This is a genomic window from Pseudomonas wenzhouensis (genome assembly GCF_021029445.1).
Taxonomy (GTDB): domain Bacteria; phylum Pseudomonadota; class Gammaproteobacteria; order Pseudomonadales; family Pseudomonadaceae; genus Aquipseudomonas; species Aquipseudomonas wenzhouensis.
Genome location: NZ_CP072610.1, coordinates 1,744,925 through 1,760,106, shown reverse-complemented (window position 1 = coordinate 1,760,106; position 15,182 = coordinate 1,744,925). Strand labels below are relative to the sequence as shown.

Sequence of the window (15,182 nt, the reverse complement as noted above, 5' to 3'; positions counted from 1 at the left end):
CTCCGGCCTTCAGGCCGGGGAGGATGTCAAATGCGCCGCCACGTGTACGCCATGCATCACCGGCAGTAACGGATCGGCCGTGCCGTGCACCACCAGCGTCGGCACGTCTAGGCGATTGAGTAGATCAACCCGGCTGGATTCGGCAAGAATCGCCAGCAGCTGACGCTGCACGCCTTCGGGATTGAAAGCGCGGTCGTAAGCCTGTTCGGCCTGATGCAAGAGCAAGGCACGGTCATCATGCACCGCAGGGCTGCCGAGGGCCGCCAGCAGGTCCGCCTGCTGTTGCAGTGCAGCCTCGCGACTACCGGCCTCACGCCTTGCCAATAGCGCCACCAACTCATCGCTCGGCGCAGGCAACCCTTGCGCGCCCGAACTGGTCATCACCAGCGTCAGACTGAGAACGCGCTGCGGCGCCAGATCGGCCAGATGCTGGGCGATCATGCCGCCCATGCTCGCGCCCAGCACATGGAAGTTGTCGACGCCCAGACGGTCCATCAAGCCCAGGGCATCACCAGCCATGTCGCACAGGTGATACGGCGCACCAAGCGACAGACCCAGGCGATAGCGCAGTACCTCGTAAGGCAGGTTGATGCTCGGCGCCGGCCGCCGCCAGGTGCTCAGCCCGACATCGCGATTATCGAAGCGCACGACGCGAAATCCCTGCTGACAGAGACGCTCGACCACCTCGTCAGGCCAGTGGATCAACTGCCCACCCAGCCCCATCACCAGCAGCAACGCCGGGTCGCGCTCGCTGCCGATACTTTGATAAGCCAGACGCACCTCACCGACATCCGCATAACGGGTCGGCTCGGACAAGTCGCAATGATTGGCTGCAAAAGCCTGCATACCGCACAGCAAAGCGGCCAGAAAAATGAATGCACGCATGAAAACACCAGAAACGCAGAACCCCACTAAAACGCGATTCTGGTGAAAATCGTTCGACGGCGCTGCCATACCAGCGTGACAGTTTGATGAAGGGGGACGAACGGCTGCCCAGGCAGTGACCAAAAGTGCAGCCCAGCGCGTCGCGAACGCCCCCTCTACTTACCGACTGACGGGAAATCAGGCCAACTCGGCGCGCAACTGCCTGGCGGCGGCCACCATGTTGACCAGCGCCGCCTCGGTTTCCGGCCAGGCGCGGGTCTTCAGGCCGCAGTCGGGGTTGACCCACAGGCGCTCGAGCGGGATACGCCGCGCCGCCTTGCGCAACAGCTCGGCCATCTCGACGCTGTCCGGCACCCGTGGCGAGTGAATGTCATACACGCCGGGGCCGATGTCGTTCGGGTAGGCGAACTTTTCAAACGCGGCCAACAGCTCCATATCCGAGCGCGACGTCTCGATGGTGATCACGTCGGCATCCATCGCAGCAATGGACTCGATCACATCGTTGAACTCGCTGTAGCACATGTGGGTGTGGATCTGCGTTTCGTCGCGCACGCCGCTGGCGGTCAGGCGGAAGGCCTCGGTAGCCCAGTCCAGATAGGGCTGCCAGGCCGCCTGGCGCAGCGGCAGCCCTTCGCGAAACGCTGCCTCGTCGATCTGGATGATCCTGATACCAGCTGCCTCCAGATCCACCACCTCGTCACGAATCGCCAGCGCCAGTTGCCGCGCCTGCACTTCGCGGGGCACGTCCTCACGCGGGAACGACCACATCAACATGGTCACCGGGCCGGTGAGCATGCCTTTCATCACCTTGTCGGTCAGGCTCTGGGCGTAGGTGATCCATTCCACGGTCATGGCCTTGGGCCGGCTCAGATCATCGACGATCACCGCCGGTTTGACGCAGCGCGAACCGTAGCTCTGCACCCAACCAAAGCGGGTGAAGGCGTAGCCATCAAGTTGCTCGGCGAAGTATTCGACCATGTCGTTGCGCTCGGCCTCGCCATGCACCAGCACATCCAGGCCCAGGCGTTCCTGTATCTGCACCGCATGGCGGATTTCGCTGTGCATGGCCTCGGTGTACTCGGCCGCGCTGAGCGTGCCCTGCCTGAACGACTGCCGCGCCAGGCGGATAGCCGAGGTTTGCGGGAAGGATCCGATGGTGGTGGTCGGTAGCAAGGGCAGTTGCAGACGCTCACGCTGCTGTTCGATGCGCTCGGCAAACGGCGACTGACGCTGGGCATGACGCGGGCGAATCGCCGCCAGGCGCGCCTGCACCTCAGGCTTGTGAATACGTTTTGAAGCTGCACGAGCGGCCCGTACCGCGCGGCTTGCCTCAAGTGCGGCGTGTACGACGGCATCTTCCGGCGCGGCCAGCGCCTTGCCAAGCAACGCCACCTCCTGGCATTTCTGCACCGCGAAGGCCAGCCAGCTCTTCAGTTCGGCATCGAGCTGATCCTCACGGGCCAGATCCACCGGGCTGTGCAGCAGCGAGCAGGACGGCGCCACCCACAGCCGCTCACCCAGGCGCTCGTGAGCGTGACGCAGCACCTCCAGCGCCTTGTCCAGATCACAGCGCCAGACGTTGCGCCCGTTGACCACGCCCAGCGACAACACTTTATAAGCCGGCAGCCGGTCGAGAATGGTCGGGTACTGCTCCGGCGCACGCACCAGGTCGATATGCAGACCGTCCACCGGCAGGTTGGCAGCCAGACCGAGGTTGTCTTCCAGGCCACCAAAATAGGTGGCGATCAGCTTCTTGCACGGTTCGCGCTGGATCAGGTTGTAGGCGCGCTCGAAGGCGTTCTTCCACTCCTGCGGCAAGTCGAGCACCAGGATCGGCTCATCGATCTGTACCCATTCCACGCCCTGCGCGGCCAGGCGCTGGAAGATTTCGCCATAGACCGGCAGCAGGCTTTCGAGCAGTTCCAGCTTGTCGAAGTCGCTCCCCTTGGCCTTGCCCAGCCACAGGTAGGTCAGTGGGCCGATCAGGACCGGTTTGACCTTGTGCCCAAGGGCATGCGCCTCAGCCACCTCCTCGAACAGCTGCTCCCAGCTCAGGGCGAACGGCTGATCCGCGCTGAATTCCGGCACCAGGTAGTGGTAGTTGGTATCGAACCACTTGGTCATCTCTTGGGCATGAGCACCGCCGCAGCACGTAACGCTGCTCTTGTTTGCAACGGCCCCACGGGCCATGGCGAACAGGGTATCCAGCGTCGGCTTGCCGGCAGCCGGGCGAAAGCGCTCGGGAATCACGCCAAAAGCCAGGGAATGAGCGAGCACCTGGTCGTACCAGGCGAAGTCGCCCACCGGCAGCAGGTCGATACCGGCGTCCTTCTGCAGTTGCCAGTGTTCGGCGCGCAGACGCTGGCCCACGGCGCGCAGGCCGGCTTCGTCCAACTCACCTTTCCAGTGGGCTTCGAGGGCTTTTTTCAGTTCGCGGTCGCGGCCGATGCGCGGGAAGCCGAGGGAATGGGACAGGGCCATGGCGTGAAACTCCAGAATCAATCGAGATGGCGCCATTCTCGGCATCGATACCGAGTGAGACAAACTCAAGATTTTCGTCTTGATCTAAAGATTTACTCATGTAGGCTGTATGAGCCATGTTCATCCAACCATGACATTGGATGAGTGAAACCTTCGCAGAGAACCGCCATGCTCGAGCTACGCCACCTGAAAACCCTGCACGCCCTGCGCGAAACCGACAGCCTGGTGGAGGCCGCCGAGCGCCTGCACCTGACCCAGTCGGCGCTGTCGCATCAGTTCAAGGAGTTGGAAGAACGTCTCGGCCTGCAACTGTTCGTACGCAAGACCAAACCCGTGCGCTTCACCAGCGCCGGCCTGCGTCTACTGCAGCTGGCCGACGCCACCTTGCCCCTGTTGCGTGGCGCCGAGCGTGATTTGGCACGCCTGGCCGGTGGCACCGCTGGCCGCTTGCACATGGCCATCGAGTGCCACAGCTGCTTCCAGTGGCTGATGCCGACCATCGACCAATTCCGCGACGCCTGGCCGGAAGTGGAGCTGGACCTGGCCTCGGGCTTCTCCTTCGCCCCGCTGCCGGCCCTGGCCCGTGGCGACCTGGACCTGGTGGTGACCTCAGATCCGATCGAGCTGGCTGGCATCACCTACGTACCACTGTTCACCTACGAGGCGATGCTCGCCGTGGCCAATCAGCATCGCCTGGCGCACAAGGCCTTTATCCAGCCCCAGGACCTGGCCACGGAAACCCTGATCACCTACCCGGTGGAACGTGATCGCCTGGATATCTTCACCGGTTTTCTCGAACCCAACGACATCGAGCCGGCACAGGTTCGCACCTCCGAGTTGACGGTGATGATGATGCAGCTGGTGGCCAGCGGTCGTGGCGTATGCGGCCTGCCCAACTGGGCGCTGCACGAGTACAGCTCGCGCGGCTACGTCAGTGCCAAGCGCCTCGGAGAAAAGGGCCTGTTCGCCACCCTCTACGCCGCGATCCGCACCGACATGCTCGACTCACCGTTCATGCGCGACTTCCTGCTCACAGCCAAGGACACCTCCTTCGCCAATCTCGAAGGCGTCAGCGTGGCGCGCTGAGCCTGGCCTGGCCTGGCCGAACATCTCCGGCAGGTTCGTACCGATCAAAAGCTTCGCCCCGGGGCGGGGCTCCTACACAAACCCCGCAGGCACCGCATCACTCTGTAGGAGCCGCGCCTCGCGGCGAATGAGGCAGTGAACGACCACCCGCCAATTGCCTTGTTACAACTCCCGCCTTGCCGCACCGTGACCAGCAGTCATAGCATGACCGCCGGTCAAACCTCTCGATGAAACGCCCATGCGCTATCAAGATCAACTTTTCCAGCAACGTGAAAGCGCCCTGCTCGAAGCCGCTCGCCAGCTCTTCCATGAACAATCCTGGGATCGCGTCACCATTGCCGAGGTGGCGCGTCATGCCGGCATCGGCAAAGGCACCGTGTACAAACACTTCACCAGCAAGGAAGCGCTCTACGCGCGCCTGGTGCTGGACTGCTCACGCCAAAACCTGGCCGAACTGCAGGAAATCGCCTGCAGCGCACCCGCTGAACAGGCGATGCGCCGCGTCATTCGTCGTTCTTTCGAGCTGCTGCAGGCCGACCCGCTGCAAGCGCAACTTTGCCTGCTGTGTGACCGCCCGGCTTTTCAGGAGCGCCTGGAACCTCCCTACCGCGAGCAATTCGTCGAGTTGGAAGGCCAGTACATGAATCTGTTCAGCAGCTTGCTGCAGAGCAGCTTCCGTGACCTGCCGCTCTCCCCGGCGCACTGCCAGGATCTGCTGTGGGGCGTGGAGGCCTGCGTCAACGGCGTCATGGCGCGCATCGCATCCGGCGGTTTCGCGCACTGGGCCGAATACATCGAGCTGGACGCGTACTTCGACCGCGTCACCGACTTCATCATCGCCGGCCTGCAGGGCCAGGCCGCCGCGCTGCTGGCAGCGCCCGCCACTCACGAGTAAGCCACCGCCATGTTCGCGCAACTGAGCAAACGCCCCTGGATCATCGCCGTTCTCATCACCGTCGTGCTGCTGCTCTGGCTGCTCAGCGGCGACCGCTTCGTCGCCCGCGACGAAGTACAGGCCGAGCCCGACAAACCGGCTACAAGCGCGGAATTGGCGCGGGTCGAGGTGACCTGGCTGGAAGCCCAGCCAATGCAGCGCCAGCATGTGGTGCAGGGCCAGATCGAGGCCTGGCGCCGCGTGGAACTGCGCGCCCAGGTCAGCGGCAGCGTGCAGAAGCTGGATCAGGACAAGGGCAACCGCGTCGCCGCCGATCAACTGCTGCTGAGCATTTCGCCGGATGACCGCCCGGCGCAGGTCGCACGCAGCGAAGCAGACGTACGCCAGCGCCAGAGCGACGTCACCGCCGCCAAGCGCCTGCGCGAACGCAGCCTGGTATCGGCCAACGAGCTGATGCGCCTGGAGAGCGAGCTGGCCAAGGCCCGCGCCGAACTCGACAGCGCCCGCCTGCAACTGCGCAACACCAAGGTGAAAGCGCCATTCGCCGGCATCTATGACCAGCGCATGGTCGAGCTGGGCGATTTCGTCCAGCCCGGCCAAAGCCTGCTGACCCTGGTGGACATCGACCGCCTCAAGGTCAGCGCACAGATCGCCCAGCAACAGGTGACCCAGCTCGAACTGGGGCAGTTGGTAAACGTTGAACTGCTCGATGGCCGCACACTGCAAGGCGAGCTGCACTTTATCGCCGCAGCCGCCGACCCGGGTTCGCGCAGCTTCCGCATCGAGGTCAAGGTGGACAACCCCAACGGCCTGCGCCTGGCCGGTGCCAGCGCCACCTTGCATATCCAGACCGGCGAGGCCATGGCCCATCGCCTGTCCCCCGCCCTGCTCAGCCTGGATGAAAACGGCCGCCACGGCGTCAAGTGGGTCAATGACACGCAGCGCGTGGAGTTCACCCCAGTCGAGCTGATCAGCGTCGACAACCAGGGCGCCTGGGTCAGCGGCCTGCCGCCGAAAGTGGCGTTGATCACCCTTGGCCAGGGCTTCGTTCAGCCCGGCCAACAGGTGACGGTGCAACTCGCCGCCGAGGGCAGTTGAGATGCATACACTGATTGCCGCCGCACTCGACCGCAGCCGCACCACCATCCTGATCCTGCTGTTCCTGCTCTGTGGCGGGCTGGTGGCCTACATTGCCATGCCCAAGGAGTCCAACCCGGATGTGGCAATTCCCATCATCTACGTCTCGGTGACCCTCGAAGGCATCAGCCCGGAAGACGGTGAGCGTTTGCTGGTGCGCCCGCTGGAACAGGAACTGCGCAGCCTGGAAGGCGTCAAGGAAATGCGCTCGGTGTCCAATGAAGGCCATGCCTCGGTGACCCTGGAATTCGACGCCGGCTTCGACGCCAAGGTGGCGCTGGCCGACGTGCGTGAGAAAGTCGACACCGCGCGCAGCAAGCTGCCTGAAGAGGCTGACGAGCCGACCGTCACCGAAGTCAACGTGGCGCTGTTCCCGGTGCTGTCGGTGGGATTGTCCGGCCCCATCGCCGAAACCGAGTTGGTGTACATCGCAAGGCGCCTGAAAGAGAACATCGAAGGCATTGCCGAGGTGCTGTCGGTGGAAATCGGCGGCGACCGCGAAGACCTGCTGGAAATCGTCGTCGATCCGCAGGTGCTCGACAGCTACGGCATCGACTACAACGAGCTGTTCAACCTGGTCAGCCGCAACAACCGCCTGGTCGCCGCCGGCAGCCTGGATACCGGCGCCGGACGCATGAGCATGAAGGTACCGGGCGTTATCGAAAATCTCGAAGACGTGATGAGCATGCCGATCAAGGTGGTCGGCGACAGCGTGGTCACCTTCGCCGATGTCGCCACCATCCGCCGCACCTTCAAGGACCCGACCGGCTTCGCCCGCATCAATGGCCAGCCCGCCATCGTGCTGGAAGTGGCCAAGCGCAGTGGCGCCAACATCATCGAGACCATCGATCAGGTCAAGGCACTGATGGAGCAGGCCAAACCCCTGCTGCCGCCGGGTGTTGAAGTCAGCTACATCATGGATCAGTCGCAGGAAGTGCAGAACATGCTCAGCGACCTCCTCAACAACGTGCTGGCGGCCATCGTTCTGGTGCTGATCCTGGTAGTGGCGAGCATGGGCATGCGTTCGGCACTGCTGGTCGGCCTGACCATTCCTGGCGCCTTCCTCAGTGGCATCCTGCTGATCTGGTTGCTTGGCTTCACTCTCAATATCGTCGTGTTGTTCAGCCTGATCCTGGTAGCCGGCATGCTGGTCGACGGCGCCATCGTCGTCTCCGAACTGGCCGATCGCTACCTGCAACAGGGCCAAACGCCGCGTCAGGCCTGGGCCAACGCCGCGACACGAATGGCCTGGCCGGTGATCGCCTCCACCGCCACCACATTGGTCGTGTTCCTGCCGCTGCTGTTCTGGCCCGGCGTGGTCGGCCAGTTCATGAAATACCTGCCGGCCACGGTGATTCTCTGCCTGCTGGCCTCGCTGGCCATGGCGCTGGTATTCCTGCCAGTGCTCGGCGCCGTCACGGGTGGCCAGGCTCGACCACAAGCGGCAGCGCCCAACGCCACAGGCAACGCCTATCGCAGCGTACTGATAACGCTGCTCAAGCGCCCCGGCCTGACACTTCTGGGCATGCTGACCCTGGTCGCGTTGATCTATGTCGGCTACGGCCGCTTCAACCATGGCGTGGAGTTCTTCCCAGACGTCGAACCGGAAAGCGCGCAAATCTGGCTGCGTGCCCGCGGCGATCTGTCAGTGCAGGAGAAGGACGCCTTGCTGCGGCAAGTGGAAAAACAGGTGATCGGCATGCCTGAGGTCAAGGCGCTGTATGCGCGCTCCCTGGCGCAGCCGGACGGCCAGCTCGGCGCCGACGTGATCGGCACCCTGCAGTTCCAGTTCGTCGACTGGCACCAGCGCCGCCCGGCCAATGACATCCTGGCCGAAATGAGCCAACGCACCGCCGGCATTCCCGGCGTGGTGCTGGAGTTCCGCAAGCAGGAACAGGGCCCAACCGACGGCAAGCCGGTAAAACTGCAGATCAGCGCGCTGGACCCGGCACTGGGCGAACAGTGGGTCGAGCGTGTGCGCAGTGAGATGCAGAAGCTTGGCGGCTTCGTCGACATCGAGGACGACCGCGCACTGCCCGGCATCGAATGGCGCATCAAGGTCGACCGCGAGGCTGCCGCGCGCTTCGGCGCAGACGTACTCAGCGTCGGCAATGCGGTGCAGATGATCACCAACGGCCTGAAACTGGCGACCTACCGCCCCGAAGATGCCACTGACGAAGTGGACATCCGCGTGCGCCTGCCCGGCAACTGGCGCTCGCTCGACCAACTCGGCCGCCTGACCCTCAACACACCGGCCGGCCAGGTGCCGCTGAGCAACTTCGTCGACCTGCAGCCGGCGCCCAAGGTCGGCACCCTGCGCCGCGTCGACGGTGACCGCACCATCACCCTGCAGGCCGACCTGGCCGAAGGCGCGCGCCTGGACGAACGCCTCAGAGCATTGCGTGAAGCGCTTGGCGAAGTGCCGGCCGAGGTCAAGGTACAGTTCGCCGGCGAAGATGCCGACCAGCGCGAGGCGGCCACCTTCCTGATGAGCGCCTTCGTGGTCGCCATCTTCCTCATGGCGATCATCCTGGTGACCCAGTTCAACAGCCTGTACCAGGCTGCATTGGTGCTGTCGGCCATCGTCCTGTCCACCGCCGGCGTGCTGATGGGCCTGCTCATCAACGGCCAGTCGTTCGGCATCGTCATGGTCGGCATGGGCCTGATCGCCCTGGCCGGCATCGTGGTGAACAACAACATCATCCTCATCGACACCTACAACCAACTGCGCAGCCAGGGTCTGCAACCCCGCGAAGCGGCGCTGGAAACCGGCTGCCTGCGTTTGCGCCCGGTATTACTGACGGCCGTCACCACGATCCTTGGGCTGATGCCCATGGTGCTCAGCGTCAACGTCGACCTAGTCACGCCGAGCCTCGGCTTCGGCGCACCCTCGACCCAATGGTGGACGCAACTCTCCAGTGCCATCGCCGGTGGCCTGGCCTTCGCCACGGTGCTGACCTTGCTGCTCACCCCCTGCCTGCTGGTACTCGGCGCCCGCTTCGAGCGCCGCCCGCCACCGCTGGAGACTTACGACACCGACCTGCTCGACCTGCCTGAACACCTGATCGCCCCTCGCCCGGCCAAGGAGCAACTGCTGCGCACCGACTGATGCAGCGATACAGGCCAATGGCAGAACGCCGGAGATCGACAGATCTGACCAGCCACAATGCTGAGGGTGGAAATGGCAAGGCAGCAGGGATAGTGTCGATCATCGGCCTTTCTTTGGAGCCCCGCCCCGGGGCGAAGCTTTGCAATTGCTCGTCACCCTGCTTCGCGACGGGGCGCCTCTCCACACGCTGCGCACCCTGCAGAATCGGGTAGGAGGCGGGGTCGCCCCCGCCGTCCTCCCACACCACCGTACATACGGTTCCGTATACGGCGGTTCCTGCCTACTGACAGACTGCGTCAGCGAGCTTGGTTCCGTTGATGTGTCGCCTGTGGTAACTAAGCGCCCAGACCGGCCCTCGGAGTTTCCGACTCCTACCTCATGATGGTCTCGACCGCCGCTGTTCATGACGTTTCTGCTTTACGCTCCAACAGAGAGCACACCTGACTATCCACTCATGACAGGTTCAGCCCTTCATCGCTCCGGTTCCGAGCAACTACTACGGCCTCTGCTGACTTCTGTTCGCCCATCCCGCCACCTCTCGGTGCCGGTAGCACGTGGCAGGCCAAACAGATCTCCCAGGGTAATTCGCGCGACCTTCCTGCTTATGCCTGTCGGATTTACGTCGTAGCGTTCCGTGCAAGTATCGGACTTTGGCAATCGTTGCTACCTCACCCAGCTACGCCGCCTCTATCCGCTTCCTGTACGTCAGACCAGCATTTTGCCTCGGGCTTCCTTCAGATTCGCGGTCACCCGCGACACCCTTGCCTTCAGCTAACACTTCCCCTTGCCGGGTGTGTAGAGGACTTTCACCTCCAAATCGTCCGACTCACCACCACAGTGAGCCGAACAGCGCCAGTCACGGCACTACGCGCCATGCCTGGCGCACAACAACAAAGCCCTCTTTCGAGGGCTTTACTTTCCGCTCGCCTCACCTCGGCCAACGGAAGAAAAATACCGAGCTAACGAAGTGTATGGGGTCGGCATCCTGCCTGTTGGCCACTTCGTTAGCCCGATAACCCGAGAGTAGTCCAGGCGCTGGCGCTGTGCCAAGCCCGACGTTCAAATTTAGCGCTTGTTAACACTGGCACGTTGCCAACCCCCGGCCAAGGCGCCACAGCCAGACCAACCATCGGTTCGGGGCATCGCAGCCAACCACCTGATAGCACACGAAAAAATTTCAAAATAAGCTTCGCCAAAGCCGATTCTGCTGTTATCATTCGCGCCGCTTGGGAAGATGCCGGAGTGGTCGAACGGGACGGATTCGAAATCCGTTGTGTCAGCAATGGCACCTAGGGTTCAAATCCCTATCTTCCCGCCATATATCAAGCTTGAGCCCCTGAAATTCCTAGAGTTTCGGGGGCTTTTGCTATCTGCGGCATGCAAGGTGTCGAAGAAGTGTCGAAAGCGGCTGAAGACTAAAGCTAGCTCTGGATCGGCGGCCACATCCTGGCGACGTGCACCAGGGCGAGAATCCAGACGGCGTCACGCTCAGCCTGATAGACAAGACGGTAGTTCTCGTGAGGGATCAGCTCGCGAGTACCGGCCACTGCTCCCAGCCTGCCCTTGTCGGGGAAGTCAGCCAGACTGGCGGCCGCAGCACTGAATAGCTCGTCCATATGCATAGCAGCACGTGGGTTGTCGCTTGCGATGTATTCCCAGATATCCAGACGGTCCTGCAGTGCCTCAGGTGTCCAAATGACCTGCATCAGTGCCCCAAGGCCTTAGCACGGCGAGCGGCAAATTCCGCCTCGACATCATCATTGGAGCGGCCACGACCAGCCTCTAACGATGCCCTGGCAGCAGCGACCTTGCGTTGCACGAATTCCTCATGCTCTTTGGCCTGTTGCTGCTGGCGAATGAAGTCGCGCATAAGGTCGCGCATGATCTGAGAGGCCGGCCGGTGTGCAGCTTGAGCGGCTGCCATGAAGCCTTCGCGCAACTCGGGCTCAAGCTTCAGATTGAAAACGGCTTCTTTGGCCATGGTCGTCACCTCATATCTTGGCTGTATCTACAACGTAGATACATTGTGTGCATCTTAAGCCAAGCACCTCACACAGGAAAGCACACAGCCGGCTGGGGTGATGATCGCCAGGAAACGTTGGTGATCACTAGCCGGGACGAATCTGATGGCATCCTGCAGGTGATCCGGGGCAAGATGAAGGTGCGAGGAAGGGACGGATTTATTTTTTGGCTGGCGACTATGCACTGTAAATAAATCCGTCCCCATTTTTCCATTATTTGTATCGCCTGGCAGGTATGGAAGGTATGCCACCACTTCGACAGAATGAAGTATTTACAGTTCTGATTAAGTCAATAACTTGATCCTCAACTTCATTAAAGTCAATCCTTGGAAGTCTTTCTAGGTAGAAGCCTTCTTCAGACAAGAGAAGAATCATCGCCTGCTGATGTTCCTTGTATCGATAGATGCTTCCATTTTTTTTCTTTGCTTGAATAGATTTTGCTAGATGATGAGATTTGTGCGCTAAGTCTAGTTATAAAGTCCGCATAAGTAGAAGAGATATCGAGGCTTCCGTTTATTGAGTCGGAATATATCAAGTTATACCACTTGAGGGCTTCAATCGTGAATCTTGATATTTTTGTTCGCCTCAAGGTTTCTGCATGCACATAGTTGGAGAACAAAGAAATATGAGAAAGGTGGTTTGAAATTGCGGATGAGCGAACAGAGCTTTGATAGCTCAAAAGAGCAATAATAATACCGCTTATCGTGACAAGACCAATAACGGCACCGCCAGTTAGCGAGAGAATAGCTATAGGATACTCGTTAACGGAAGACCAGTATTCAGTGCAACTCGGGGCTTTTGCTTTTCAGGGGCAGCTGGCTGCCCACCTGTTGATCCAGTGCGCGGCAAACCTCGCCCTTCAGGGCGGGGAAGGATAGCGCGGACGGCGTAGCCGTCCCCGTTTTTGCCTTTAATGAGGCGTCTGCTGCTGTTCGATGTACTGGCGGATGACTTCGATGGGCGCACCTCCGCAGCTGCCGGCAAAGTAGCTGGGCGACCACAGCGCGCCGCCCCACAGCTTTTTGCGGATGCTGGGGTAATTTTTCCTGCGGATCATGCGGCTGGAGACGCCTTTCAGGCTATTCACGAGGTTGGAGATGGCCACCTTCGGCGGATAGTTCACCAGTAGGTGCACATGGTCATCCTCTCCATCTAACTCAACGAGTTCCGCTCCGAAGTCGGCGCATACGCTGGCGAAGACGACGCGAAGGTCGTCGAGAATGGCTTGGGTGAAGACCTCGCGCCGATATTTCGTCACGAAGACCAAATGTACATGCATCAGGAAGACGCAGTTTCTACCGCGTCTAATATCGTTTTCAATGCCCATAGACCAAGAGTATAGTGCTGGGCATGCAGCGACTCCAAGCTTTCAAATACGAACTGATGCCGACCGGCGAACAGCAGCGCCTGATGCACCGCTTCGCCGGCTCCTGTCGGTTCGTGTTCAACCAGGCCTTGGCGTTGCAGCAAGCCAACCGCGAAGCCGGCGGCAAGTTCATCGGCTATGTGGCCATGGCCAGGCAGCTGACCGCCTGGCGCAACAGCACCGAAACGGTCTGGCTGAAAGAAGCGCCCGTTCATCCGCTGCAACATGCCCTCAAAGACCTCGAAAAAGCCTACAGGAACTTCTTCGAGCAGCGCGCCGACTTCCCACGCTTCAAGCGCAAGGGCCAGCGCGACAGCTTCCGTTACCCCGACCCGAAGCAAATCAAGCTGGATCAGGCCAACTGCCGGATCTTTCTGCCCAAGCTGGGCTGGCTGCGCTATCGCAACAGTCGGCCGGTGCTCGGCGAGCTGCGCAACGTCACCGTCAGCCTGAGCGCGGGCAAATGGCATGTCTCGATCCAGACCCGCCGTGAAGTGGAAACCCCGCTGCCGCAGGGCAGAGCCGTTGGCATCGACCTCGGTATTGCCCGCTTCGCCACCCTGAGCGATGGCACGGTCTACGCACCGCTCAATAGCTTCAAACGCCACGAAACCGCGCTGCGCAAGGCGCAGCAGGCCATGAGCCGCAAGGTGAAATTCAGCGCCAACTGGAAGAAGGCCAAGGCCCGAGTCCAGCGCCTTCACGCCCGCATCGGCAACGCCCGGCGCGACTACCTGCACAAGACCTCGACCGCGATCAGCCAAAACCACGCGATGGTGTGTATCGAGGACTTGCAGGTACGGAACATGTCCAAATCAGCAGCAGGCACGACCGAACAACCGGGTAGAAACGTTCGGGCCAAGTCTGGCCTGAACAAGGCCATCCTCGATCAAGGCTGGTTCGAGTTCCGCCGCCAACTGGACTACAAGCTGGCATGGCGGGGCGGCTGGTTGGTGACGGTGCCGCCACAGAATACGAGCCGCACCTGTCCGTGCTGCGGCCATGTGTCGGCGGACAACCGCCAGACACAGGCCCGGTTCGCGTGTGTGGAATGTGGCTTCGAGGACAACGCCGATGTGGTCGGCGCGATCAATGTGCTAAGGGCGGGACACGCCCGGTTCGCCTGTGAAGTGAGCGGTGAGGTAATGCCGCCAGCAGCAGGAACCCACCGAAGCGACTCAGGGGCGGCTCAATGCCGCGCCTGAGCGCCGTAGGAATCTCCGGCCTTCAGGCCGGGGAGGATGTCAAGCCAGGTGTTATTCGGTCAGACGCGTCAGCGCTTCGCGGTATTTGTCCGCTGTCTTCTGCGCCACGTCTGCCGGTACAGCCGGGGCCGGGGGTTGTTTGTTCCAGCCGGTGGATTCCAGCCAGTCACGCACGAACTGTTTGTCGAAGCTCGGCGGGTTGCTGCCTTCGGCGTAGCTGTCGGCTGGCCAGAAGCGGCTGGAGTCAGGGGTGAGCACTTCGTCCATGAGGGTCAGGGTGCCGTCTTCGTCCAGGCCGAATTCGAACTTGGTGTCGGCGATGATGATGCCGCGAGTAGCGGCGTACTCGACAGCCGTGGTGTACAGCTTGATTGCAGTGTCGCGCACCTGGGCGGCCAGTTCGGCGCCGATGATGGCTTCGCACTGCGCGAAGCTAATGTTCTCGTCATGGTCGCCCACGGCGGCCTTGGTCGAGGGCGTGAAGATCGGTTGCGGCAGCTTGGCTGCTTCTTTCAGGCCGGCCGGCAGGGCGATGCCGCAGACGGTGCCGCTCTTCTGGTATTCCTTCCAGCCGGAGCCGACGATGTAGCCACGAACGATGGCTTCGACAGCGACGGGTTTGAGGCGCTTGGCAACGACCGCACGGCCTTCGACCAGCGGCAGCTCGGCGGCAGAGACAACGTCCTCGACCTTGTCACCGGTGAAGTGGTTGGGCACCACATCAGCAAGCTTGTCGAACCAGAAGTTGGAAATGGCGGTGAGGATCTTGCCCTTCTCCGGAATCGGCTGTTCGAGGATGACGTCGAAAGCCGACAGACGATCGGTGGCCACCATCAGCATGCGCTTGTCGTCGATTTCGTAGAGGTCGCGAACCTTGCCCGAGTAGATCTTCTTCAGGCTCAGGGTGGTGGGTGTACTCATGTCGGCATTTCCGTTTCTGGCAAACGGGTATGCCGCGAGAGGCATCCCGAATGATGAAAGCCTTCGCGGCATACCC

10 protein-coding genes, 1 tRNA gene and 2 pseudogenes are annotated in these 15,182 nt (G+C 61.6%); 6 read left to right on the top strand and 7 right to left on the bottom strand.

The features are described from left to right. Window positions 1-18 precede the first annotated feature (18 nt). Window positions 19-885, bottom strand: a pseudogene (locus J7655_RS08020) (alpha/beta fold hydrolase); the annotation flags it as partial. A gap of 177 nt (window positions 886-1,062) precedes the next feature. Continuing rightward, on the bottom strand, window positions 1,063-3,366 hold the full coding sequence (gene metE, locus J7655_RS08015) for a 5-methyltetrahydropteroyltriglutamate--homocysteine S-methyltransferase (protein ID WP_230927316.1): 2,304 nt from the start codon (window positions 3,364-3,366) through the stop codon (window positions 1,063-1,065). 168 nt (window positions 3,367-3,534) lie between these two features. Here metE and metR point away from each other — a divergent pair, with 168 nt between their 5' ends. The 5 genes from metR (at window position 3,535) to J7655_RS07990 (ending at window position 10,911) form a co-directional block, all read left to right on the top strand. Then, window positions 3,535-4,452: a transcriptional regulator MetR gene (metR, locus tag J7655_RS08010; RefSeq protein WP_230927315.1), complete on the top strand. Its 918-nt coding sequence runs from the start codon at window positions 3,535-3,537 to the stop codon at window positions 4,450-4,452. Window positions 4,453-4,690: 238 nt separating this feature from the next. After that, window positions 4,691-5,347: a TetR/AcrR family transcriptional regulator gene (locus J7655_RS08005; protein WP_230927314.1), complete on the top strand. Its 657-nt coding sequence runs from the start codon at window positions 4,691-4,693 to the stop codon at window positions 5,345-5,347. A gap of 9 nt (window positions 5,348-5,356) precedes the next feature. Beyond that, window positions 5,357-6,445: an efflux RND transporter periplasmic adaptor subunit gene (locus tag J7655_RS08000; RefSeq protein WP_230927313.1), complete on the top strand. Its 1,089-nt coding sequence runs from the start codon at window positions 5,357-5,359 to the stop codon at window positions 6,443-6,445. A gap of 1 nt (window position 6,446) precedes the next feature. Then, entirely contained in the window at window positions 6,447-9,593 is a 3,147-nt protein-coding gene (locus tag J7655_RS07995) for an efflux RND transporter permease subunit (protein WP_230927312.1), read from the top strand. Between the two features lie 1,228 nt (window positions 9,594-10,821). Then, window positions 10,822-10,911, top strand: a tRNA-Ser gene (locus tag J7655_RS07990). A 103-nt stretch (window positions 10,912-11,014) separates the two neighbouring features. Here J7655_RS07990 and J7655_RS07985 read toward each other — a convergent pair. From J7655_RS07985 to tnpA, 4 genes and pseudogenes are all read right to left on the bottom strand, one after another. After that, complete coding sequence (locus J7655_RS07985) at window positions 11,015-11,299, bottom strand: type II toxin-antitoxin system RelE/ParE family toxin (protein WP_230927311.1); 285 nt, start codon at window positions 11,297-11,299, stop codon at window positions 11,015-11,017. Further along, entirely contained in the window at window positions 11,299-11,574 is a 276-nt protein-coding gene (locus tag J7655_RS07980; protein WP_230927310.1) for an antitoxin of toxin-antitoxin stability system, read from the bottom strand. The genes J7655_RS07985 and J7655_RS07980 overlap by 1 nt, the downstream gene beginning before the upstream one ends. 395 nt (window positions 11,575-11,969) lie before the next feature. Beyond that, a pseudogene (locus J7655_RS20975) lies at window positions 11,970-12,392 on the bottom strand (retron Ec48 family effector membrane protein); the annotation flags it as partial. A 132-nt stretch (window positions 12,393-12,524) separates the two neighbouring features. Further along, on the bottom strand, window positions 12,525-12,941 hold the full coding sequence (gene tnpA / locus J7655_RS07975) for an IS200/IS605 family transposase (RefSeq protein ID WP_230927309.1): 417 nt from the start codon (window positions 12,939-12,941) through the stop codon (window positions 12,525-12,527). Window positions 12,942-12,964: 23 nt separating this feature from the next. On the opposite strand from tnpA, the gene J7655_RS07970 reads away from it, so the two are divergent. Then, window positions 12,965-14,185: an RNA-guided endonuclease InsQ/TnpB family protein gene (locus tag J7655_RS07970; protein WP_230927308.1), complete on the top strand. Its 1,221-nt coding sequence runs from the start codon at window positions 12,965-12,967 to the stop codon at window positions 14,183-14,185. Window positions 14,186-14,236: 51 nt separating this feature from the next. Here J7655_RS07970 and J7655_RS07965 read toward each other — a convergent pair whose 3' ends face one another. Then, window positions 14,237-15,106: a phosphoribosylaminoimidazolesuccinocarboxamide synthase gene (locus J7655_RS07965; protein ID WP_230927307.1), complete on the bottom strand. Its 870-nt coding sequence runs from the start codon at window positions 15,104-15,106 to the stop codon at window positions 14,237-14,239. Window positions 15,107-15,182 lie beyond the last annotated feature (76 nt).

What these genes read in the sequence shown, in the direction of transcription:
- metE (WP_230927316.1), bottom strand. Translation starts at nt 3,366, where the DNA reads ATGGCCCTGTCCCATTCCCTCGGCTTCCCGCGCATCGGCCGCGACCGC.
- metR (WP_230927315.1), top strand. Translation starts at nt 3,535, where the DNA reads ATGCTCGAGCTACGCCACCTGAAAACCCTGCACGCCCTGCGCGAAACC.
- J7655_RS08005 (WP_230927314.1), top strand. Translation starts at nt 4,691, where the DNA reads ATGCGCTATCAAGATCAACTTTTCCAGCAACGTGAAAGCGCCCTGCTC.
- J7655_RS08000 (WP_230927313.1), top strand. Translation starts at nt 5,357, where the DNA reads ATGTTCGCGCAACTGAGCAAACGCCCCTGGATCATCGCCGTTCTCATC.
- J7655_RS07995 (WP_230927312.1), top strand. Translation starts at nt 6,447, where the DNA reads ATGCATACACTGATTGCCGCCGCACTCGACCGCAGCCGCACCACCATC.
- J7655_RS07985 (WP_230927311.1), bottom strand. Translation starts at nt 11,299, where the DNA reads ATGCAGGTCATTTGGACACCTGAGGCACTGCAGGACCGTCTGGATATC.
- J7655_RS07980 (WP_230927310.1), bottom strand. Translation starts at nt 11,574, where the DNA reads ATGGCCAAAGAAGCCGTTTTCAATCTGAAGCTTGAGCCCGAGTTGCGC.
- tnpA (WP_230927309.1), bottom strand. Translation starts at nt 12,941, where the DNA reads ATGGGCATTGAAAACGATATTAGACGCGGTAGAAACTGCGTCTTCCTG.
- J7655_RS07970 (WP_230927308.1), top strand. Translation starts at nt 12,965, where the DNA reads ATGCAGCGACTCCAAGCTTTCAAATACGAACTGATGCCGACCGGCGAA.
- J7655_RS07965 (WP_230927307.1), bottom strand. Translation starts at nt 15,106, where the DNA reads ATGAGTACACCCACCACCCTGAGCCTGAAGAAGATCTACTCGGGCAAG.